Origin of the sequence: Bosea sp. BIWAKO-01 (genome assembly GCF_001748145.1) — a bacterium.
In the GTDB taxonomy this organism is placed as follows: Bacteria; Pseudomonadota; Alphaproteobacteria; order Rhizobiales; family Beijerinckiaceae; genus Allobosea.
Genome location: NZ_BCQA01000001.1, coordinates 4,643,518 through 4,662,531, shown reverse-complemented (window position 1 = coordinate 4,662,531; position 19,014 = coordinate 4,643,518). Strand labels below are relative to the sequence as shown.

General features: G+C 66.0%; 22 protein-coding genes. 10 read left to right on the top strand and 12 right to left on the bottom strand.

What is annotated here, in order from left to right:
• Window positions 1-9: 9 nt before the first annotated feature.
• The 5 genes from BIWAKO_RS21820 to BIWAKO_RS21800 all read left to right on the top strand — a co-directional run bounded on the left by BIWAKO_RS21820 (window position 10) and on the right by BIWAKO_RS21800 (window position 4,115).
• Window positions 10-861 carry an IclR family transcriptional regulator gene (locus BIWAKO_RS21820; protein ID WP_069880431.1) on the top strand — a complete coding sequence of 284 codons (852 nt, stop codon included), beginning with the start codon at window positions 10-12 and terminating at the stop codon, window positions 859-861.
• A complete protein-coding gene (locus BIWAKO_RS21815) occupies window positions 858-1,682 on the top strand; it encodes an ABC transporter permease (RefSeq protein WP_084651665.1) in 825 nt (274 codons plus the stop codon). The genes BIWAKO_RS21820 and BIWAKO_RS21815 overlap by 4 nt, the downstream gene beginning before the upstream one ends.
• Before the next feature lie 69 nt (window positions 1,683-1,751).
• Window positions 1,752-2,744, top strand: a complete 993-nt coding sequence (locus BIWAKO_RS21810; protein WP_069882686.1) for an ABC transporter substrate-binding protein — start codon at window positions 1,752-1,754, stop codon at window positions 2,742-2,744.
• Between the two features lie 7 nt (window positions 2,745-2,751).
• The gene (locus BIWAKO_RS21805; RefSeq protein ID WP_069880430.1) at window positions 2,752-3,543 is read left to right on the top strand and encodes an ABC transporter ATP-binding protein; all 792 of its coding nucleotides are present in this window, start codon (window positions 2,752-2,754) and stop codon (window positions 3,541-3,543) included.
• A gap of 53 nt (window positions 3,544-3,596) precedes the next feature.
• Window positions 3,597-4,115, top strand: coding sequence for a cupin domain-containing protein (locus BIWAKO_RS21800; protein ID WP_069880429.1), 519 nt, complete (start codon window positions 3,597-3,599; stop codon window positions 4,113-4,115).
• Here BIWAKO_RS21800 and tsaA read toward each other — a convergent pair.
• Window positions 4,112-4,606: a tRNA (N6-threonylcarbamoyladenosine(37)-N6)-methyltransferase TrmO gene (tsaA, locus tag BIWAKO_RS21795; RefSeq protein ID WP_069880428.1), complete on the bottom strand. Its 495-nt coding sequence runs from the start codon at window positions 4,604-4,606 to the stop codon at window positions 4,112-4,114. The two genes, BIWAKO_RS21800 and tsaA, sit on opposite strands and share 4 nt — an antisense overlap.
• A 5-nt stretch (window positions 4,607-4,611) precedes the next feature.
• Window positions 4,612-4,818, bottom strand: a complete 207-nt coding sequence (locus BIWAKO_RS21790; RefSeq protein ID WP_069882685.1) for a TOBE domain-containing protein — start codon at window positions 4,816-4,818, stop codon at window positions 4,612-4,614.
• A 121-nt stretch (window positions 4,819-4,939) separates the two neighbouring features.
• Between BIWAKO_RS21790 and modA the strand changes: the two genes are divergently transcribed.
• The 4 genes from modA to BIWAKO_RS21770 all read left to right on the top strand — a co-directional run bounded on the left by modA (window position 4,940) and on the right by BIWAKO_RS21770 (window position 8,039).
• The gene (gene modA / locus BIWAKO_RS21785; RefSeq protein ID WP_069880427.1) at window positions 4,940-5,743 is read left to right on the top strand and encodes a molybdate ABC transporter substrate-binding protein; all 804 of its coding nucleotides are present in this window, start codon (window positions 4,940-4,942) and stop codon (window positions 5,741-5,743) included.
• Complete coding sequence (gene modB, locus BIWAKO_RS21780) at window positions 5,740-6,438, top strand: molybdate ABC transporter permease subunit (protein ID WP_069880426.1); 699 nt, start codon at window positions 5,740-5,742, stop codon at window positions 6,436-6,438. Before modA ends, modB begins: the two co-directional genes overlap by 4 nt.
• Window positions 6,435-7,529: a molybdenum ABC transporter ATP-binding protein gene (modC, locus tag BIWAKO_RS21775; RefSeq protein WP_069880425.1), complete on the top strand. Its 1,095-nt coding sequence runs from the start codon at window positions 6,435-6,437 to the stop codon at window positions 7,527-7,529. Before modB ends, modC begins: the two co-directional genes overlap by 4 nt.
• 132 nt (window positions 7,530-7,661) lie before the next feature.
• Window positions 7,662-8,039: a winged helix-turn-helix domain-containing protein gene (locus tag BIWAKO_RS21770; RefSeq protein WP_069880424.1), complete on the top strand. Its 378-nt coding sequence runs from the start codon at window positions 7,662-7,664 to the stop codon at window positions 8,037-8,039.
• Between the two features lie 101 nt (window positions 8,040-8,140).
• On the opposite strand, the gene BIWAKO_RS21765 is transcribed toward BIWAKO_RS21770, so the two are convergent.
• From BIWAKO_RS21765 to BIWAKO_RS21735, 7 genes are read right to left on the bottom strand one after another with little or no spacing between them, the layout of a single operon-like run.
• On the bottom strand, window positions 8,141-9,193 hold the full coding sequence (locus tag BIWAKO_RS21765) for a polyamine ABC transporter substrate-binding protein (RefSeq protein WP_069880423.1): 1,053 nt from the start codon (window positions 9,191-9,193) through the stop codon (window positions 8,141-8,143).
• Window positions 9,190-10,386, bottom strand: coding sequence for an NAD(P)/FAD-dependent oxidoreductase (locus BIWAKO_RS21760; protein ID WP_069880422.1), 1,197 nt, complete (start codon window positions 10,384-10,386; stop codon window positions 9,190-9,192). Before BIWAKO_RS21760 ends, BIWAKO_RS21765 begins: the two co-directional genes overlap by 4 nt.
• Window positions 10,383-11,771, bottom strand: coding sequence for an NAD(P)/FAD-dependent oxidoreductase (locus BIWAKO_RS21755; RefSeq protein ID WP_069880421.1), 1,389 nt, complete (start codon window positions 11,769-11,771; stop codon window positions 10,383-10,385). Before BIWAKO_RS21755 ends, BIWAKO_RS21760 begins: the two co-directional genes overlap by 4 nt.
• Window positions 11,768-12,058 (bottom strand): (2Fe-2S)-binding protein, encoded by a 291-nt coding sequence (locus BIWAKO_RS21750; RefSeq protein WP_069880420.1) that lies wholly within the window; start codon window positions 12,056-12,058, stop codon window positions 11,768-11,770. Before BIWAKO_RS21750 ends, BIWAKO_RS21755 begins: the two co-directional genes overlap by 4 nt.
• 10 nt (window positions 12,059-12,068) lie before the next feature.
• Window positions 12,069-12,863, bottom strand: a complete 795-nt coding sequence (locus tag BIWAKO_RS21745; protein WP_069880419.1) for an ABC transporter permease — start codon at window positions 12,861-12,863, stop codon at window positions 12,069-12,071.
• 5 nt (window positions 12,864-12,868) lie between these two features.
• Window positions 12,869-13,726, bottom strand: a complete 858-nt coding sequence (locus tag BIWAKO_RS21740; RefSeq protein WP_069880418.1) for an ABC transporter permease — start codon at window positions 13,724-13,726, stop codon at window positions 12,869-12,871.
• Window positions 13,723-14,796 (bottom strand): ABC transporter ATP-binding protein, encoded by a 1,074-nt coding sequence (locus BIWAKO_RS21735; protein ID WP_069880417.1) that lies wholly within the window; start codon window positions 14,794-14,796, stop codon window positions 13,723-13,725. The genes BIWAKO_RS21740 and BIWAKO_RS21735 overlap by 4 nt, the downstream gene beginning before the upstream one ends.
• Window positions 14,797-14,978: 182 nt before the next feature.
• Between BIWAKO_RS21735 and BIWAKO_RS21730 the strand changes: the two genes are divergently transcribed.
• Window positions 14,979-15,806: an IclR family transcriptional regulator gene (locus BIWAKO_RS21730; RefSeq protein ID WP_069880416.1), complete on the top strand. Its 828-nt coding sequence runs from the start codon at window positions 14,979-14,981 to the stop codon at window positions 15,804-15,806.
• Between the two features lie 19 nt (window positions 15,807-15,825).
• Here the strand turns inward: BIWAKO_RS21730 and BIWAKO_RS21725 are convergent, their stop codons facing one another.
• Genes BIWAKO_RS21725 through BIWAKO_RS21715 form a run of 3 tightly spaced genes read right to left on the bottom strand, consistent with a single transcriptional unit; the run spans window position 15,826 to window position 19,013 of the window.
• Window positions 15,826-16,812: a TRAP transporter substrate-binding protein gene (locus BIWAKO_RS21725; protein ID WP_069880415.1), complete on the bottom strand. Its 987-nt coding sequence runs from the start codon at window positions 16,810-16,812 to the stop codon at window positions 15,826-15,828.
• Window positions 16,812-18,680, bottom strand: a complete 1,869-nt coding sequence (locus BIWAKO_RS21720; protein ID WP_069880414.1) for a TRAP transporter large permease — start codon at window positions 18,678-18,680, stop codon at window positions 16,812-16,814. The genes BIWAKO_RS21725 and BIWAKO_RS21720 overlap by 1 nt, the downstream gene beginning before the upstream one ends.
• Window positions 18,681-18,698: 18 nt before the next feature.
• Window positions 18,699-19,013 (bottom strand): NIPSNAP family protein, encoded by a 315-nt coding sequence (locus BIWAKO_RS21715; protein ID WP_043235378.1) that lies wholly within the window; start codon window positions 19,011-19,013, stop codon window positions 18,699-18,701.
• Between the last annotated feature and the right edge of the window lies 1 nt (window position 19,014).

Here is a 19,014-nt window from a genome sequence, read left to right as displayed (position 1 = left end):
GGTGGAACGGTGACGATCGCAGCGGTGGACCGCGCGCTGAAGATGCTGGAAATGCTGTCGGGAGAACCTGCCGGCATCGATCTCGGCGCGCTTGCCGAGCGGCTCGACCTGCCGGCGAGCGCAACCCACCGCTTGCTGACGACCTTCGCCGAGCGCGGTTTTGTCGCGCAGGATCCGGCAAGTGGCGCCTACGCGCTGACCCTGAAGCTCTCGCTCCTCGCCTTCCGCAATCTCGACCTTCGCCACCTGCCCGATGCCGGTCAGATCGTGCTCGACCGGCTCGCCCAGGCGACAGGTGAGTATTGCCGCCTGGCCGTGGTCGAAGGGGAGAATCTGGTCTGGATCGCCCGTTCGCAGGGCGCGACCGCTGGCCTTCGCTACGAGCCGCCAATGGGCTCGGAAATCGTCCTGCATGCCACGGCCACCGGCAAGGCCTGGCTTGCCTCCCTGCCCGAAGACGAGGCGCTTCGCATCGTGTGTGCTCGCGGCTTTCAAGCCGAGGGCCGCACCGGCCCGAACGCCGTCACCGGCGTCGAAGCCTTGCGCAGCCATCTCGCCGAGACGCGCCGGCGCGGCTTTGCGCTCGCCGTGGAGGAAGGCGAAATCGGTACGGTGGCAATGGCGACGACCTTCCGCTCCGCGCTGGGCGCAGAGGCGCCGATCGCCGGCACATTGAGCGTCGCCGGGCCCGCAGCCCGGATGCAGGCCGAGCGCCATGGTGCGATCGCCGATGCCCTGCAGAGGGCCGCGGCCGAGATGTCGGAGATCTGGCCGCTGCGCCGTCGCCAGAGCTCGTCACTGCATAACCCTTCGCTGAATGGGCGGCCCAATCCCCTTCTCCAGACAGGAACCCTGGCATGAGCAACGATGGCGCCATCGCGCCTGCCGCGGCGTCCTCCGCGACATCTGTTCCGGCCACCGGACATGCGCGTGCCTGGGTCTCCGCCATCGCCTGGCCCCTCGCCAGCTTTGCCGTACTGCTGCTCGCCTGGCAGTGGTTCGTGCCGATGGCCGGCATCCCGGAATACATCCTGCCGGTGCCGAGCGCCTTCTTCGAGCGGCTCTGGATCGACCGGGCCCTGATCGCCCAGCACACGCTGGTGACCGCCAACGAGATCGTGCTCGGCTTCCTGATGGCGGCGGTGATCTCGATCCCGCTCGGCTACATCATCGTGTCCGTGAAGATCCTGGAGAAGGCGATCTACCCGGTCATCGTCTTCTTCCAGCTTGTGCCGAAGATCGCGATCGCGCCGCTTTTCGTCGTCTGGTTCGGCTTCGGCCTGTTCCCGAAGGTGCTGCTGACCTTCCTGCTCTGCTTCTTCCCGACACTGGTCGCCAGCATGACCGGCTTCAGGGCGCTCGACGAGCGGGTGCTCTACCTGACACGCTCGATGGGCGCCTCGGCCTGGCAGACCTTCCGCTATGTCCGGGTGCCGGCAGCACTGACCTATATCTTCTCCGGCCTGAAGGTCTCTGCCGTCTTCGCCGCAACCGGCGCCATCGTCGGCGAGTTCGTCGGCGCCAATGCCGGCCTCGGCTATCTGCTGCTGCGCGGCACCAGTTTCCTCGACATGCCGCTGATCTTCGCCTGCCTCGTTGCGCTCAGCCTCGTCGGCATTGTCTTCAGCTATCTCGTCGACGGACTCGAAGTGCTGCTGATGCCCTGGCAGCGAAAGGGCTGACCTATCCAAGACCAAGAAATGCCCCGGCTCGAACCAGGGCACCGGACAATGATCATGGGAGGAACCAACATGAACCGCCGCAGTCTCATCGCCGCCGCAACACTGATCGCGCTCAGCACAACGACGGCCTTCGCCCAGAGCGCGGGAAAGCCGATGAAGATCACGCTCAACTTCCTTGCCGCAGCGCCGAATGCCGGCTTCATGATGGCCAAGCAGCTCGGTCTCTACGAGAAGGCCGGCATCAATCTGACCATCGAGGAAGGCAAGGGCTCGGGCACCACCGCGCAGATGGTCGCGACCGGCCAGACCGATATCGGCTTCGCCGACGCGCCGGCCGCGATGCAGCTGCGCACCAAGGGCGCACCGGTGAAGATCATCGCCCCGGTGCTGCAGACCAACGGCTTTGCCATCATCTCGCTCGAGGAGAGCAATATCGCCTCGCCCAAGGACCTGATCGGCAAGAAGGTCGCAGTCCAGCCCGGCACGGCCCAGACGACGCTGCTCGATGCGATCCTCGCCAGCAACCAGATCGACAAGACCAAGCTCGACATCATCAATATCGATCCTGGCGCCTTTGTCGGGGCGCTGCTGGAAAAGAAGGTCGACGCCATCCTTGGTGGAGCCGATTTCCATTCGATCCAGATCCGCGAGCGCGGCTTCAAGGTGCGCGACATCTTCTATCGCGATGTCGGCGTCCCGACCGTCGGACTCTCGATGATTGCGCGCGACGACCGGATCAAGGCCGATGCCGATCTGTTCAAGAAGTTCGTCGAGGCGAGCCTTCAAGGCTGGGACGCCGCCCGCAAGAACCCCGACGCTGCGGCCGATGCCGTGGTGGCGCAATTCCCATCAGTGAAGAAGGCGCAGGTGCTCGCGCAGTTCGACGTCGTCAACAAGCTGTTATGCGCACCGGGAGCGACGTCGCTCGGCAAGGTGCCGGAGAAGAACTGGACCGTCAGCTTCGACCTGCTGACGCAATATCTCGGCCTGCCCAAGGACAAGCCGATCACCGACTATTACTCGACCGAGCTGCTGCCGGCCTCGGCACCGGCCTGCTCCTGAGGTCTCCATGAGCCTCGCGACCCAGAGCTCGGGTTCCGGCGCCGCCTCCATCCAGGGGCGCGGCGTCATCAAGGCCTTCGGCGGCTTCACCGCCGTCGACGGTCTCACCCTCGATATCCGGAGCGGCGAATTCGTCAGCCTGATCGGCCCTTCCGGCTGCGGCAAGAGCACCTTCATGCTCATGGCGGCCGGCCTGATGCCGGTCAGCGCAGGCGAATTGCTGGTCGACGGTCGGACACTGACCGAGCCGCTCACCGATATCGGCATCGTCTTCCAGGACCACCTGCTGCTGGAGTTCCGGACCGCTCTGGAGAACGTCATGCTCCAGGCCGAGATCCGCGGCCTGCCGCTGGCGCCGGCACGCGAGCGTGCACTCGATCTCTTCGCCAAGCTCGGCATCTCGCATGCGGTCGATCGCTATCCGAAACAGCTCTCCGGCGGCATGCGGCAGCGCGTCTCGATCGCCCGGGCGCTGATCCACAATCCCTCGGTGCTGATGATGGATGAGCCCTTTGGCGCGCTCGACGCTATCACCCGCACGCAGATCCGGCACGACCTCGAAATGCTCTGGCTGGAAACCGGCAAGACGGTCGTGTTCATCACGCATAGCATCGACGAGGCCATCGGCCTTTCCGACCGCGTACTGGTGATGTCGCCGACGCCCGGGCGCATCGTCGACGAAATCGCGATCGAGCTGCCGCGGCCACGCCCCGCCCATCTCGGCGACTACCCGAGCTTCAACGCCTATGCCGACCGCATCCACGACGCCTTCAGGCGTTTTGGCGTGATCAAGTATTGAGGCTTGCCAGCGACGCCCATCGGACTAGCCTCCCGGAGGGAAGGAGCCTTCCGATGGCCGAACACGATCAGCCGCATTCGCACGACCATGACGAGCCGCGCTGGAAACATGACGGCGTGCGCGTCATCACCGGCGACAAGCTCGATCCCAACACCGCCCAGACGCCTGGCATGTTCCGGCAGGCTGCGATCAACCACGCCCGGGTCGGCGCGCAGAAGATCTGGGCCGGCACGGTCTCGATCCAACCCAATGCCAAGACCGGCGTGCATCATCATGGCGCACTGGAAAGCGTGATCTATGTCGTGCGCGGCAAGGCCCGCATGCGCTGGGGCGAGCGGCTCGAATTCGTCGCGGAGGCCGGGCCGGGCGATTTCATCTATGTGCCGCCCTTCGTGCCGCACCAGGAGATCAACGCCAATCCGGACGAGCCGCTCGAATGCGTACTGGTGCGTTCCGACAACGAGGCCGTGGTGGTCAACATCACCGATGTCGACCCGGTCGAGGCGCCGGAAGAAGTCTACTGGATCGACCCGATCCACAAGCACCCACCGGGCGGTAGCTCCCGAGACTAACCGCCGACCTCGAAATCGCCCGGCTGAGCGGGCGCGATCGGCGTGAACAGCGTGCGGTCGGGCTTCAGGTCGAGCAGCGGCGTCTCGTCGAGACAATCGAGCCCACGGACCAGCAGCACTGCCCCCTCCCGGGCGGCCAGCGTGACGATCGAGGTGCCGATCGGATTGGGCCTGACGGGCGAGCGCAATGCGAAGGTGCCGTGGGTCTGCCCGTCACTTGCAGGGCTCTGGAGCACGAGGTCACGCCGGGACTGGTGCAGCCAGTACAGCACCTCCAGGCGCTCGAAGCGCTCGATTCCGGCAAGCGCCGCATCCCAGGGCTCGAACAGCTCGATCCGGCAGAGCGGCCCATCGGCCCGCCCCTGGCGCGGGCAGGTCAACCGGGACGTCCACGGCGTCCGAATGCGGCCAATGAAGACCAGCCCGGCATCGCTCGCCACGGGCGGCGCGACCGCGACCTCGCGGTCGCGGATCTCGTTCTCTCGCACCATCGCCGTCAGTCGATCGCGACCATCACGTCGGAGGCCTTCACCACGGCATAGGCCTGATGCCCGACCGTGAGCTTGAGTTCGTCGACCGCTGCGTTGGTGATGGCCGAGGTCACGATCGCTCCGCCGATGTCGATGCGCACATGGGCGGTCGTCGCGCCCTTCGTGATCTCGACGATCTTTCCCTTGAGCTGATTGCGGGCGCTGATCTTCACGAGCTTTCTCCTCAGCATGTCCGAAGGGCTATCCCCTCAGGATTGACACGGCGCTCGACGCCACGCAACGATCGCTATATTCCACGATGCACAGCGATAGCGATTTCGAGGGGACGCGATCATGACAACCCGCCGCAACGTACTCGGCCTCGCCGCAGCCTTCCTGTTGGGAATGGCCACCGTCTCCGGACCGGCCCAGGCACAGAGCAAGGAGCTCGTCATTTTCGCGGCCGCGAGCCTCAAGAATGCTCTTGACGAGGCCGCGGCCAACTGGGTCAAGGAGAGCGGAAAGCCGGCGCCAAAGATCTCCTATGCCGCGAGCAACGCGCTCGCCAAGCAGATCGAACAGGGTGCACCGGCCGATATCTTCATGTCGGCGGATCTCGACTGGATGGATTACGCGGCCTCGAAGAACCTGATCAAGCCTGACACCCGCGTCAGCCTGCTGGCCAACCGGATCGCGCTCATCGCCACCAAGGATTCGGCTGCCAAGGTCGAGCTGAAGCCGGGCGTCGATCTGGCGACCGTGCTCGGCTCCGGCCGGCTCGCCATGGGTAATGTCGATTCCGTGCCGGCCGGCAAATACGGCAAGGCAGCGCTCGAGAAGCTCGGCGGCTGGGACAAGATCAAGGACAAGGTGGCGCAGGCCGACAACGTCCGCGCCGCCCTGCTTCTGGTCTCGCGCGGAGAGGCGCCACTCGGCATCGTCTACACCACGGACGCCGCTGCCGATCCGCAGGTCAAGGTCGTCGCCACCTTCCCCGAGGACTCGCACCCGCCGATCATCTACCCTGTCGCGGTGACCAAGGACTCAGGCAACGCTGACGCCCAGACTTTCCTGACCTATCTGCGTGGTCCGGCCGCAAAGGGCGCCTTCGAGAAGCAGGGCTTCACCGTGCTGAACAAGGCTGCAAGCTCCTCGTGAGCGACTGGCTGTCCCCCGAGGAATGGACGGCGGTCAGGCTCAGCCTGCTTGTCGCAACGACGGCCACGATCGCGAGCCTGCCGATCGGCATCGCGATCGCATTCCTGCTGGCGAGAGGCCGGTTCTGGGGCAAGTCGCTCCTGGACGCCCTCGTGCATCTGCCGCTGATCATGCCGCCGGTCGTGACCGGCTATCTGCTGCTGATCGGCTTCGGGCGGCGCGGCCCGATCGGACAGTTCCTCTATGACTGGTTCGGCATCGTCCTTTCCTTCCGCTGGACCGGTGCCGCGCTTGCCGCCGCCGTAATGGGCTTTCCGCTGATGGTGCGCGCGATCCGGCTCTCGATCGAGGCCGTCGACCGCAAGCTGGAGGATGCCGCCGGCACCCTTGGCGCCAGTCCGCTCTGGGTCTTCCTCGCCGTGACCTTGCCGCTATGCCTGCCCGGCATCGTCGTCGGCATGATCCTGAGCTTCGCCAAGGCGATGGGCGAGTTCGGCGCAACCATCACCTTCGTCTCGAACATTCCCGGCGAGACCCAGACCCTGCCCTCGGCGATCTACACCTTCACGCAGGTGCCGGGCGGCGAGGCAGGAGCCATGCGGCTGACGTTGATCTCGATTGCCATATCCGTCATCGCACTCTTCGCCTCCGAGGCGATGGCACGGTTTGTCGGGCGCCGGATCGCGATCGAATGAGCCCGGCTCTCGATATCGCGGTCGAGCATCGGCTCGGCAACTTCCTGCTCGACGCCCGCTTCACCGCCGATGGCGGGCTGACGGCTCTGTTCGGGCGCTCCGGCTCGGGCAAGACTTCGCTGGTCAATGTCATCGGCGGCCTGATCCGCCCGACACGGGGCCGGGTCGTCGTCGCCGGCGAAGCCCTGGTCGATACCGACCGCGGCATCTTCGTCCCCAAACATCGCCGCCGGATCGGCTATGTCTTCCAGGAAGCGCGGCTGTTCCCGCATCTCACCGTCCGCCAGAACCTGCTCTTCGGACGCTGGTTCGCTCGGCACCACGGCCATGACGGCACCGAGATTGCGAACGTGCTCGAACTGCTCGGCATCGGCCATTTGCTCGAGCGCCGCCCCGCGGGGCTGTCGGGCGGCGAGAAGCAGCGCGTGGCGATCGGCCGGGCCCTGCTGGCAAGGCCGCGCCTGCTCCTGATGGACGAGCCGCTCGCTTCGCTGGACGAAGCACGCAAGGCCGAGATTCTGCCCTATATCGAGCGGTTACGCGACGAGATGGGCCTGCCGATCGTCTATGTCTCGCACTCGGCAACCGAGGTCGCGCGCCTCGCGACGAACCTGGTCATCGTCGACCAGGGTCTGGTCAAGGCGTCTGGTCCAACGGCAGAGGTGATGTCGCGGCTCGATGTCGCGATGTTGCCTGGAGCGCCGGAGGCGAGCGCCGTTCTCGACGCCGAGGTCACGGCTCTCGACCCTGTCCATCACCTGGCAACGCTGTCGACCCAGGCGGGCCGCCTCTTTGTCTCGCGCCCCGGCCTGCGCGCGGGAGCGCGGCTGCGTGTCCGCATTCTCGCCAGCGACGTGCTGCTCAGCCTCAAGCCGCTTGACGGCATCAGTGCGCTCAATGTGCTCCATGGTACCATTGTCGAGATTGGCATGGAGCGCGGAACGAACGGAGCCGCCATCGATCTGCGCATCGATTGCAATGGCGTCATGCTCGTTGCCCGGCTGACCACGAAATCGGTGACCCAGCTTGGCCTGAAACCGGGCAGCCCGATCTATGCTGTGATCAAGAGCGTCTCGGTCGACGCCCCCTGACAATGTCCAGCAGCACGCCAGAGGCTGGCAGTGCATTGCGCTATAGTTCGGCGTATATGGCTGCGCGGCGGGAAACGACGATGCAGGCCTGACCGAAGCCGGCTAGACTGGCCGCGCAACAAGGACGCCTGAATGCCCGACACGCCGCTGCCCCCCGCCGTCGAACTCAGCCTCAGGCTCGACTTCTCGCCCGGAGGCCGGCTCGGTCCGGGCAAGGTCGAGTTGCTGGAAGCAGTCGAGCAGACGGGCTCGATTTCTGCCGCGGGACGGGCGATGACCATGTCCTACCGCCGCGCCTGGCTGCTGGTCGACGAACTCAACAAAATGTTCCGGCAACCGCTTGTGGAAGCCCAGCCCGGCGGCAGCAAGGGCGGCGGAGCGCATCTGACGCCTCTAGGCCGCGAAGTCGTGGCGCATTACCGCGCCGTCGAGAGCAAGGCGCTAAAGGCGGGCAATCTTCATATCGAAGCCCTGCGCGGGCTCATCGACGAGCGGGGCGGCAAGTCCTGATCGGGCAAGTCCTGATCGGGTAAATCCTGATCGGCAAGCCCTGAAACGGGAACGGCGCACGGTCGAACTGACCGCGCGCCGTGGAGAGCTGGCCTCAGGGCTCAGCGTTCGATCATCTTGTTCCAGCGGCTGTTCCATTCCGGGCGCTTGGCATTGATCGCATCCCAGTCCAGCGTCACCGCGGTCTTCATGTTGGCGTGGAAGGCCTTGAGCTTCTCCTCGGCCTCCGGCGTCGTGGCCTTTGCCTTGGTGTTGGACGGCACGACATTGCCGGCCGCCAGCGCCTTGCTCTGCGCATCGGCCGAAAGCAGATAGGCCGCCAGCTTCTGTGCCAGCTCCGGCTCAGAGTTGTTGGCGATGACGCATTGCGCCACCATCAGCACGACGGACCCTTCCTTCGGCTGGGCGTATTCCGCCGCAATTCCCTTTTCCTTGAGGGTCGCGACCGCCGTCGGCGTCAGCGGGAAGATCGCAGCTTCGCCGGTCTGGACCATTTCCGAGATCTTCGCCGAACTCGGGATGAACTCGAGCACGTTCTTGCCGATCAGATCGCGGAACTTGCTGAAGCCCGGCTCGACATTGGTCTCGTTGCCGCCCTGGATCCGGTTGAACATCAGGAAGGCGTGCAGACCGAAGGAGGACGCCGAGGCAGACTGGAACACGACCTTGCCCTTGAACTTCGGGTCGGCGAGATCCATCCACGAGGTCGGCGCAGCCCAGCCCTTCTCGTCGAACATCTTCTTGTTATAGGCGAGCCCGGTCATGCCGAGGTCGATGCCGACCGCCATGTCGTCCTTCATTCGGGTACCCTGAGCAAGCTCGGCCAGCTCCGGACCGGGCTTCAGCTTTTCGCAGAGGCCGGCGCCGATCGCGCGCACCATGACGCCGTCATCGAGGAACATCACATGCATCTGCGGCTTGTCCTTAGCCGCAGTCGCCTTGGCCAGGATGTCCGAGGAGGTGCCGGGCACGACGACGATCTTGACGTCATTGGCCTTCTCGAACTCGGGGAAGACAGCCTGCGTGAAGGTGCGCTCGAAATTGCCGCCATTCATGCCGACATAGAGCGTCTTGGACTGCGCCATGGCGGCACCGGAGGCGACGACGGCAAATGCGGCGACAGTGCTCGCCAGAGCGGTGCGGCGGTTGATCATGAACGTGTCTCCCTTGGGTGTTGTGGCTCTGATGCTTCTCCCGCACCCGAGCCGCGGTCTGTGCGGGTCGAAATCGGAACGGGCGCGAAGCGTCCGATCGTGAAGGCGTCGATGGGCGTCGTGCTGCGCCCGTCGCGAACGAGTTCGGCGAGGACCTCGCCGACGCCGGGTGCGATCTGAAAGCCGGCCCCGGTGAAGCCGAAGGCGTGGATCAGGCCAGGTGTCGTCAGGCTCGGCCCGATCACCGGATTGCGGTCGGGTATCGCGCCCTCGGTGCCGCTCCAGAAGCGGATGGCATGGGCGTGGCGCAGGCCCGGGAAGAGTTCGGCCGCCCGGTTCATAATGGCAAGCGCTCCCTCGCCGCGTGGGCGCGAGAAATCGGGATCGTCCAGGGGCAAGGCGCGTTCGCCGCCGACGACGCAATTGCCGCGCTCGACCTGCCGAGCATAGATACCGCCGCCCTCCATGCCGATATTGGCGGTCATGATCGCCTCGAGCGGCTCGGTCACCACCATCGAGGGATAGATGCGCGCAAGCGGCACGCTCTCGCCAAAGGCCGCAGCGAAGCTGTCCGCCCAGGCGCCCGCGCTGTTGATGACGAAGCGCGCGCTCAGCGAGAGATCATCGCCCGCTTCCAGCGCGAAGCCCGCACCGTTGCGCGTTACGCCCTTCACCGGCGTGTTCTCCAGCACATGGACACCGGCACGGCGCGCTGCGCTGGCAAAGCCGGTCGAGACCAGTCGCGGATTGGCATGGCCGTCACCGGCGCAGAAGGAGGCGCCGAAGACGTCGCCGCCGACCCAGCCGAAGCGCTCGCGCAGCCCGTTATGGCCAATCAGCTCAAGGCCGAGCCCCTGTCCGGCAACCGCCTCGGCATAGGCTTCGAGTGCAGCCATGTCGGCCTCGTCGCGCGCGAGCTTGAGGTGGCCGGAGCGCAGGAACTCGCCATCGATACCGATCAACGCCTGCAGCCGCGGCCAGATGCCATGCGCGCGCTGAGACAGCGGCAATTGCTCGAGCGGCCGTCCCTGGCGACGCACGCCGCCATAGTTTACGCCGCTCGCCTGCGCGCCACAAAAGCCCTTGTCGAGCAGCGCCACCGACATGCCCATGCCGCGCAGCGCGAGAGCCGCCGAACTGCCGACCAGTCCGCCGCCGATGATGGCGACATCGACATCAAGACGCCGGCTCATTCCGCGGCCTTCACACCGGTCTCGGCCATCGTCAGCGCGAGGGGGATCGGCTTGACCGGCGCCTGGCTCCGCAGCCGGCCGACGGCGTCGATTCCCCGGCCGGTCTCTCCGGCGAGAATCTCGGCCGCAGCACTGCCGCAGATCCGTCCCTGGCAACGGCCCATGCCAATCCGACTGACGGCCTTCAGCCGGTTGAGTTCGCTGATCTCGAAATGACCGACGGCGCCGCGAACCTCGCCAGCGCTGATCTCTTCGCAGCGGCAGACGGGGGTCTCGTCGGCAATGTCCTTCGCCCAATGCGCGGGGAACGGGAACGCGGCTTCGAGGATATCGCGGAAGCGGCCGATGCGGGACAGCGCGCGCCCAATGACCTCGGCGCGCTCCGGGTCATGCGGCAAGCCGCGATCCTCGAGCAGGGCCAGCCCGGCGCGCTCGCCCGCGAGCTCCGCTGCATCCCCCCCTGCAATGGCGGCTCCGTCACCCGCGAGATAGACGCCTGGCACGCTGCCGCGACCGCCCGCGTCGCGCTCGGGGAGCCAGGCACGGTCACGCTGGTCGAACCGGAAGTGGCAACCGGCGAGATCGGCGAGCTGGGTTTCCGAGCGCAGCGCAAGGCCGTAGCCGATGCCATCGCAGGAGAGCTTCCGGGAGCGCGTGCCCTGGCGCCACATGATCGCCTCGACGCGCCTGCCCCCTTCGACGCGGACGTCCTCCACGCCATAATGCAGCGCGACACCGCGCAGCCTGAGTTCGGCCGTCATCCGCATGCCGCGCAAGATGACCGCAGGTTCGAGCGCAAGGCCGCGCAGCAGGTTGAGCTTCGCGTTGAAGGGAGCGGTATCCAGCACCGCGGCGACGTCGACGCCAGCTTTCAGATACTGCCAGGCGACGAGATAGAGCAGCGGCCCGGAGCCGAGGAAGACGACGCGCGAGCCAATGGCGCAGCCTTGCGCCTTCAGCGCGATCTGGGCACCACCGAGGGTGAAGACGCCCGGCAGGGTCCAGCCCGGAATCGGCAGGATGCGATCGGTAGCGCCGGTTGCCAGGATCAATCCGTCATAGGCGATTTGCCGGTTGGTTCCTGCCACCGCGATGTCGGCCCTGCCGTCCCGCAAGTTCCAGAGCAGAGCCTGTGGCCAGTAGTCGAGCCGTCCGGCAAGGGCAGCGAAATTGCTGTGCAGCCTTTCGGCCTTCGACGCTTCCGAGCCATAGAGCGCCGTGCTGCTGCGTTCATCCGCAACCAGCCTCTGGCGATAGATCTGGCCGCCGCAGGCGGGGGCCTCGTCGACCACGAGCGGACGCAGGCCGGCCTTGACCAAAGTCTCGGCGGCCCGGACGCCGGCGGGCCCGGCGCCAACGATCAACGGTTGCGCACGCGCGGTCACGCCGCCCTCCCTGTGGCGGTCACGATCCGCATGCCGGCGGTGAGCGCCGTGGTGCAGGCGCGCAGGCGTTCCCCGCCTTCGAGACGGACCCAGCAATCCTGGCAGGCGCCCATCTGGCAGAAGCCGGCGCGCGGCGAAGCCGAGAACTCGCTCACCCGCAGCGCCTCGCTGCGATTGAGGATGGCGGTCAGCACGGTGTCTCCGGCCCGCCCTTCGCAAGGCTCACCGTCGAGAATGAAGGCGATGACCGGGTGACTCTTGCGTGCGATGCGGTGAAGCAGTGGCATCGGTCCGTGCTCACTTCTGTCCGACGAGGATCTTGTCGAGCCCGAACGCGCGGTCGAGCACCAGCATCGCGCCGGCCGTCAGCGCGATCATCAGCGCCGAGACCGCCGCCATCATCGGGTCGATGGATTCGGTCGCGTACATGTACATCCGGACCGGCAAGGTCACGGTCGCCGGCGCAGTGACGAAGATCGACATGGTCAGCTCGTCGAAGCTGTTGATGAAGGCGAGCAGCCAGCCGCCGGTGATGCCCGGCAGGATCATCGGCGCGGTGACGCGGCGAAACACCGTCCAGTGCGAGGCACCAAGCGTCATCGCCGCCTGCTCGGCGCTGCGATCCATGCCCGATAGTGCCGCAAGGACCAGCCGCAACACATAGGGCGTGACGATGATGACATGGCTGACCACCAGCCAGGTGAAGCTTCCGGTCGCGCCGATCAGGGCGAAGAGCCGCAGGAAGGCCACGCCCAGCACGAGATGCGGGATGATCAGCGGCGACAGGAAGAGCGCGTTTAGCCCATCACGGCCGGGGAAGTCGTAGCGGTCGATGGCGAGCCCCGCCGGCACCGCCAGTGCGATCGCGATCGTCGCCGACAGTGTCGCCAGCCACAGGCTGTTGACGAAGGAGGCGACGAAATCCGGGTGGACGAAGATCTCGCGGAACCAGCGCAACGAAAAGCTGGTGGTCGGGATCGAGAGCGTGTTCTCGGGCGTGAAAGCGACGAGGCAGATGACCAGCAGCGGCGCCAGCACGAAGGCGACGACGAGCGTGTGGAAGGCGAGCGCGATCGGACCATTCTTCTGCATGGCGCTTATCCCAGGGTCCGGCGGGCGCGGGCTTCGACCATGCGGTTATAGGCCAGCATGATGATGAGGTTCGCGACGAGCACGATGATCGCGATCGTGGCGCCGAGCGGCCAGTTCAGCTCATGCATGAACTCGTCATAGACGAGCGTCGCCGCCATCTTGAGCCGGCGGCCGCCAAGCAGGCCAGGGATGGCGAAGGCGCTGGCCGAGAGCCCGAAGACGATCAGGCTGCCGGACAGCATGCCCATGCTGACCTGCGGCATCACCACCCGGCGCAGCGCGGTGAAACGCGAGGCGCCAAGCGTCCAGGCGGCGGCCTCGACGGAAGGGTCGAGCTTCTGCAGCGAGGTCCAGACCGGAATGACCATGAAGGGCAGCATGACGTGGACAAGCGCGATCACGATCGCCGTCTCGGTGTAGAGCAGCTTCACGGTGCCAAGCCCAAGCGCCTGGAGTGCCTGGTTCACCAGTCCGGTCGAGCCAAGCAGCATGCTCCAGCCAAAGGCCCGCACCACCACCGAGACGAGCAGCGGTCCGATGATCACCAGCAGGAAGACGGAGCGCCAGGGATCGCGCATCCGCGCCAGGATATAGGCCTCGGGCACACCGATCAGCGCGCAGAGCAGTGTCGTCAGCGCAGCCACGCGCAGCGTCCGCAAGAAGATGCCGAGATAATAATCGTCCGTGACCACCGCGAGGTAGTGGGCGAACGTGAATTCGTTCTTGATGCCCGTGCCGTGGTCATAAACGTGGAATGACAGGATCACCGTCAGCACGAGCGGGACAATGACCAGAGCCAGGAATAGCAGGGCGCCGGGCGAGACCAGCAGCCAGGGCGTCAGCGCCGAGCGGGCCCGGCTCATGCCGCGGCTCCGGCCGTAGCCGCTACCGCCTCGACCCTGAGGCTCGCGGGCGCCCAGTCCAGTGCAACGGAATCGCCCTCGCCGGCCGGCTCCTCGCCATGGTTGGGAACCGAGACAGAGAGCGCTCCAACCGGCGTCTCGACGGTGAAGAGCCAGTAGCTTCCGAGGAAGAAGCGATTGACGATGGTACCGTCGAGCCGGCCCTGGCCCTGCGACCGCAGCAGGATCTTCTCAGGACGCAGCGAGAGCGCGACCGCCTGGCCGTCCGGAAAGCTCGCCTGCTCGCAAGGCAGGGACACGCCGTTGATCTGCGGTGTTCCCGAAGGGCCGTGTCCGCGCCAGACGCCATCCAGCCGGTTCATCTTTCCGACGAAGGAGGAGATGAAAGCCGTAGCCGGGCGCTCATAGAGCCGGTAGGGCGCATCGATCTGGGTCATCCGACCCTGCTCCATCACGACCACCCGATCGCTGATCGACAAGGCTTCGGCCTGGTCATGCGTGACCATGATCGTCGTCGTGCCGACGCTCTGCTGGATCCGGCGCAGTTCGAACTGCATTTCCTCGCGCAACTTGGCGTCGAGATTGGAAAGCGGTTCGTCGAGCAGCAGCACCGGCGGCACGATCACCAACGCACGCGCGATCGCGACACGCTGGCGCTGGCCGCCCGAAAGCTGGCGCGGATATCGGTCGGCAAGCTGGGCCAGATGCACCAGCCCGAGCATTGTCTTGACGCGCTCGTCGCGCTCGGCGCGGGCGACCTTGCGCATCTCCAGGCCGAAGGCGACGTTCTGCGCCACGGTCATGTGCGGAAACAGTGCATAGCTCTGGAAGACGATGCCGAGACCGCGCGTGTTCGGCTTCTCACGCGTGATGTCACGCCCGTCGAGCGCGATCTTTCCGCTTGTCGGTTCGACGAGGCCGGCGATCATCTGAAGCGTCGTGGTCTTGCCGCAGCCGGACGGACCGAGCAGCGAAACGAACTCGCCCTTGGCGACGCTGAGGTCGACATCGCGCACCGCGGCGTGATCGCCATAGACCTTGCTCAGCGACGCCAGCGTCAGGAAGCCCATCTCCACCTCGCCTGGTAGACACCCCACGAGCATCGAACGGGGCGCCGATCTGCAACGGCGCAAGGAGGCGGCAGGTGCATGAATTCGTCAATTTAAAATTTCATAGAAGAGAATTTCATTTGACTTAATTTCAACATATGGAATTTTCTAAGGGACATCGAAATGCAAATTCGGACAACCGAATGAACGATTCAGCCGAAGCGACATCAAGCCTGCGTCGTGCGCTCAGTCTCCTGCGTATCCTCGCGGCAGCCGATCCGGCCGGCATACGCCTGAAGGACCTCTCGGAGGCGGCAGGCTGCAGCCAGCCGACGGCGCATCGCGCCTTGCAGGACCTGATTGCGGAAGGTTTCGCCGAGCAGGTCACCGGAGGGAAGCGCTACCGTCTGGCCCTGGACTTCTTCGTGCTGGCGGCCCGCGCCGGCCAGGCCAGCGGATTGCGCGATCTTGCACGGCCGGTGCTGCTGCGCCTGTCGGCGACGCTGCACGACACCATCTTCCTGCTGGTCCGCAACGGCTATGATGCTGTCTGCCTCGATCGGGTCGAGGGCCCCTTCCCGATCCGCTCCTTCACGGGCGATATCGGCGGCAAGGTGCCGCTCGGCATTGGACAAGGCAGCCTCGCCATTCTCGCGCATCTTCCCGAGGACGAACGCGAGGCCGTGATCCGCTTCAATATCCCGCGCCTGCTCGATCGCGGTTTTCTTGACGAGGCCGGCCTGCGCATCGCGCTGGCCGAGGCACGCGAACTGGGCTGGGTCAGCCTCAATACCGGGCTGATCCCGGGCATGGCCGGTCTCGGCGTGCCGGTCTTCGATGCAGAAGGCCGCGCCGTCGCAGCGCTCAGCATCGGCACTCTGGCGGAGCGCCTCGGCGACGAGCGGGGCCCGAATGTCGCGCGGATTCTGCAGCGGGAGGCGGCGACGCTCGGCGCGAGCCTCAATCCGTTCGATATCTCGCTGCGCTATCCCTCACGCAGCCTCAGCAGCACGGCGCGCCAGTATCCCTGAGAAAGCGATGCGGGCGCGATCACTCCACCTTGGCGATCGCTTCGATCTTCTCGATGCCGCCGAGCTTCGGGGCGAATGAGATCCACACCTTGCGGGCGCCGGCCTCCCAGCCTGGACGATCCTCCGGCTGGACGAGCTTACCCCCCTCGGATTGCGCCTTGGCCATCGATGCCTCCTCGTCGGCGAGAATGAGGTCATCGAAATAGGACGTCCCTTCGGCTGCCGCCTCGGACAGGGCCTTGCGATCATCCGCCGTAAGACCCTTCCAGAAGGACGCCGAAACATAGACGACGCCGCTCGCCCAGATATGCCCGGTCTCGATCAGATACGGCACGACCTCATGCAGCTTGAAGCCGACATAGGCCGATTTGGTGAGGTCCATGGCATCGACGACGCCGGTTTTCAGGGCGTTATAGGTTTCGGGGATCGGAATGGGCGTCGGGTAGGCGCCGAGTCCCGACCAGAGCTCGGTATGAAGCGGGCTCTGGATTACGCGGATGCGCTTGCCCTTGACCGATTCAGGCGTGGTCAACGGCTCCTTCGCCAACAGGTGGCGCGCGCCGTAATTGATGAAGCCGAGCACGACAAAACCCTGCGCCTCGTATTTCGCCTTGAGTTCGGTGCCAAGCGCACCATCAAGCACGCGCTTGAGATGGCCACGATCGCGGAACAGGAAGGGCAGATCGAGGATCTGGCCGTCAGGCACCCAGGAGGAGAGCGCCGAGATCGTCGAGAGCGAGGCCTGGACCGAACCGAGCCTGATCCCTTCCGCGACCTCCTTCTCGCCGCCGAGTGCCGCATTGCCGACGATGCGCAGATCGAAGCGGCCAGGCGCTGTCCTGTTCAGCGTCTCCGCGATCCTGCGCCAGATCTTCGTCTCTGGCTTGTCCTCGCCGAAGAGCGAGGCGACGGTCACCGGCCGGCCGGCGGCATGGACCGCACGAGCTGAGAGGAGCGCCGGCGCGGCAAGCAGGCCTGCGGCGACTTGGCGGCGGGTCAACGACATCAGAAGAACTCCTTGATGGAAAGCGGGAGCGACGGCCAGACGGCTGCACCGAGCGAGAGAACGGCGAGCGCCACCAGCAGCGAGCCGAGCAAAGGCAGTACGGCGCGGAAGACCGAGCCCGCGGGAATGCGCAAGATGCCGCTGACGACATAGACGAGGATACCGAGCGGCGGCGTCAGCCCGTGGATCATCAGGTTGACGACGAGGATGACGCCGAACTGGATCGGGTCCAGCCCGGCCGCGACGGCGACCGGCAACAGCAGCGGACCGAGCAGCAGGATCGCAGCGCCGATATCGAGGAAGAGCCCTGCCACCAGCAGCACGAGATTGGCGAGCAGGATCACCGCATAGGGACCGGCGCCGAAAGCCGTCACCAGTGCTGCCATCTTGTCCGAGACCCGGTCGACCGCGAGCATGAAGGCAAACGGCGCGGAGGCTCCGATGAGCAGGCCGACGGCGGCTGCCTCCGTCGCCGATTTCCGCAAGGCGGCGAAGACGGTGCGACCATTCAAGCTGCGTAGTGCGAGGCAGGTCACCAGCGAGTAGGCCACCGCGAGCGCAGATGCTTCCGTTACGGTCACCACGCCGAAGCGGATGCCGACCACAACGACGATCCCGAGTCCGATCGCGGGCAACGCCCCGACAAAGCTCCGCGCGCGCTCGACACCGGTCGCCTTCGGCGCAGCGTCGACGACATTGCGCACGCTGAGATGGATGCCGATGGCGAGAGCCAGCGCCAACACCCCACCGGCGATAAATCCGCCGACCAGGAGCGAGCCGACCGAGAGATTTGTCGCGGTCGCCAGCAGCAGGAAGGCGATCGAGGGCGGGATGATGTTGTCCAGCATCGAGACGCCGGCGACGATTGCGCCCGCCTGCGCCGGCGGATAACCACGGGCGATCAGCGTCGGCGCCATCACCTTGGCCCCGAAAGCGGCATTCGCCACCGAAGAACCCGACGCCCCTGAGAACAGGACGCTCGCGACGAGCGCCGTCTGGGCGAGGCCCGCCCGCAGGTGCCCGACGAGCGCCCCGGCAAAGCGCACGAGCCGTTCCGCGAGGCCGCCTTCGGTCAGCAACTCGCCAGCCAGCAGGAAAAAGGGGACCGCGAGCAGCAGGAACTTGCTGATCCCGGAGACCGTGTTCTGCACGATCGCCGGCTCGGGAAGCAGCCCGCCAAAAGCCCCTGTCAGCGAGACCCCGGCCAGTAGCGCGAATGGCAGCGGCGCGCCAAGGATCAGGCCAAGCCCGGCAAATCCGGCAGCGATGAGGCTCGGCGGCTCGACGAAGAGGCCGGTGACCTGCTGCGCCAGCAGATAGGAGCCGGTCCCGACCGCAAGCGAAAGCGCCGCCGAGAGCCAGGAGCGGTCCAAAGCAGCGCGCGCCAGAACCACCAGCAGCGTCAGTCCGCCCCCGATCGCGAAGACGCCGAAGCGCAGTGACTCCGGCAAGCCCAGCACGGTCGAGACGCCGCCGACCTGGGCCGCGACCCCGGCGCCGCCAAGCGCGAGCACGAGTGAGCCATGCACGGCAAAACCATCGGCTAGGATCGTCGACACCCGCTGCCCCGAGGCCGGCAACAGCCTGACGATGACATCGAGCCGCATGGCAAGCGCGCTGGTCGCGGCAAGCGGCGCCCCGATGGCGATCAGCGCGGCATGAAGCCAGATCGCCAACTCGTCCGACCAGACGAAGCCGCCGCCGAAGACATACCGACGAATGACAGCCGCGATGACCACACTGAACAGGATCGCGAGCAACGCCGCCCCCGCAATCTCGAGGGCCGAGACGAGGCGCGACAGTGCGCGCGCGGCAGGGCGACGCAAAAGCCCGGGCGTTTCCGCCCTCACATCAGCCAAGGTTGTCATCACGCGTTCGCCAAGAGCCTAGCGCAGGGGCGAAAAGGCGGTCGGCCGCAGGATACGGCTTCGCATCTCGAGAACATAGGGCGCAGCCTTGGCGCGAAAGGCCTGCCAGGCAGGGTCGGCTTCCATTGCGGCACGCCGACGTTCGCGGTCGCCGGCATCCTCGAAGCGCCACATATGCACGACCTCGTTGACCACGCCGGTATCGGTGGTGAACCAGCCGATCAGATGGCCGAGATGCGAGACCTGCAGTTCCATGCCTTCGCGGACATAGAGGTCGAGATAATCGCGCACATGGGCGGGCTTGATGGCATAGGTGCGTTCGTCGAGGATCATG

Bases quoted from the DNA above. Each gene is read 5' to 3' on its own strand.
- tsaA (WP_069880428.1), bottom strand. From the start codon at position 4,606: ATGGTGCGAGAGAACGAGATCCGCGACCGCGAGGTCGCGGTCGCGCCG.
- BIWAKO_RS21770 (WP_069880424.1), top strand. From the start codon at position 7,662: ATGCCCGACACGCCGCTGCCCCCCGCCGTCGAACTCAGCCTCAGGCTC.
- BIWAKO_RS21800 (WP_069880429.1), top strand. From the start codon at position 3,597: ATGGCCGAACACGATCAGCCGCATTCGCACGACCATGACGAGCCGCGC.
- BIWAKO_RS21765 (WP_069880423.1), bottom strand. From the start codon at position 9,193: ATGATCAACCGCCGCACCGCTCTGGCGAGCACTGTCGCCGCATTTGCC.
- BIWAKO_RS21725 (WP_069880415.1), bottom strand. From the start codon at position 16,812: ATGTCGTTGACCCGCCGCCAAGTCGCCGCAGGCCTGCTTGCCGCGCCG.
- BIWAKO_RS21810 (WP_069882686.1), top strand. From the start codon at position 1,752: ATGAACCGCCGCAGTCTCATCGCCGCCGCAACACTGATCGCGCTCAGC.
- BIWAKO_RS21805 (WP_069880430.1), top strand. From the start codon at position 2,752: ATGAGCCTCGCGACCCAGAGCTCGGGTTCCGGCGCCGCCTCCATCCAG.
- BIWAKO_RS21720 (WP_069880414.1), bottom strand. From the start codon at position 18,680: ATGACAACCTTGGCTGATGTGAGGGCGGAAACGCCCGGGCTTTTGCGT.
- BIWAKO_RS21730 (WP_069880416.1), top strand. From the start codon at position 14,979: ATGAACGATTCAGCCGAAGCGACATCAAGCCTGCGTCGTGCGCTCAGT.
- BIWAKO_RS21750 (WP_069880420.1), bottom strand. From the start codon at position 12,058: ATGCCACTGCTTCACCGCATCGCACGCAAGAGTCACCCGGTCATCGCC.
- BIWAKO_RS21760 (WP_069880422.1), bottom strand. From the start codon at position 10,386: ATGAGCCGGCGTCTTGATGTCGATGTCGCCATCATCGGCGGCGGACTG.
- BIWAKO_RS21715 (WP_043235378.1), bottom strand. From the start codon at position 19,013: ATGATCCTCGACGAACGCACCTATGCCATCAAGCCCGCCCATGTGCGC.
- modA (WP_069880427.1), top strand. From the start codon at position 4,940: ATGACAACCCGCCGCAACGTACTCGGCCTCGCCGCAGCCTTCCTGTTG.
- modC (WP_069880425.1), top strand. From the start codon at position 6,435: ATGAGCCCGGCTCTCGATATCGCGGTCGAGCATCGGCTCGGCAACTTC.
- BIWAKO_RS21740 (WP_069880418.1), bottom strand. From the start codon at position 13,726: ATGAGCCGGGCCCGCTCGGCGCTGACGCCCTGGCTGCTGGTCTCGCCC.
- BIWAKO_RS21815 (WP_084651665.1), top strand. From the start codon at position 858: ATGAGCAACGATGGCGCCATCGCGCCTGCCGCGGCGTCCTCCGCGACA.
- BIWAKO_RS21745 (WP_069880419.1), bottom strand. From the start codon at position 12,863: ATGCAGAAGAATGGTCCGATCGCGCTCGCCTTCCACACGCTCGTCGTC.
- BIWAKO_RS21735 (WP_069880417.1), bottom strand. From the start codon at position 14,796: ATGGGCTTCCTGACGCTGGCGTCGCTGAGCAAGGTCTATGGCGATCAC.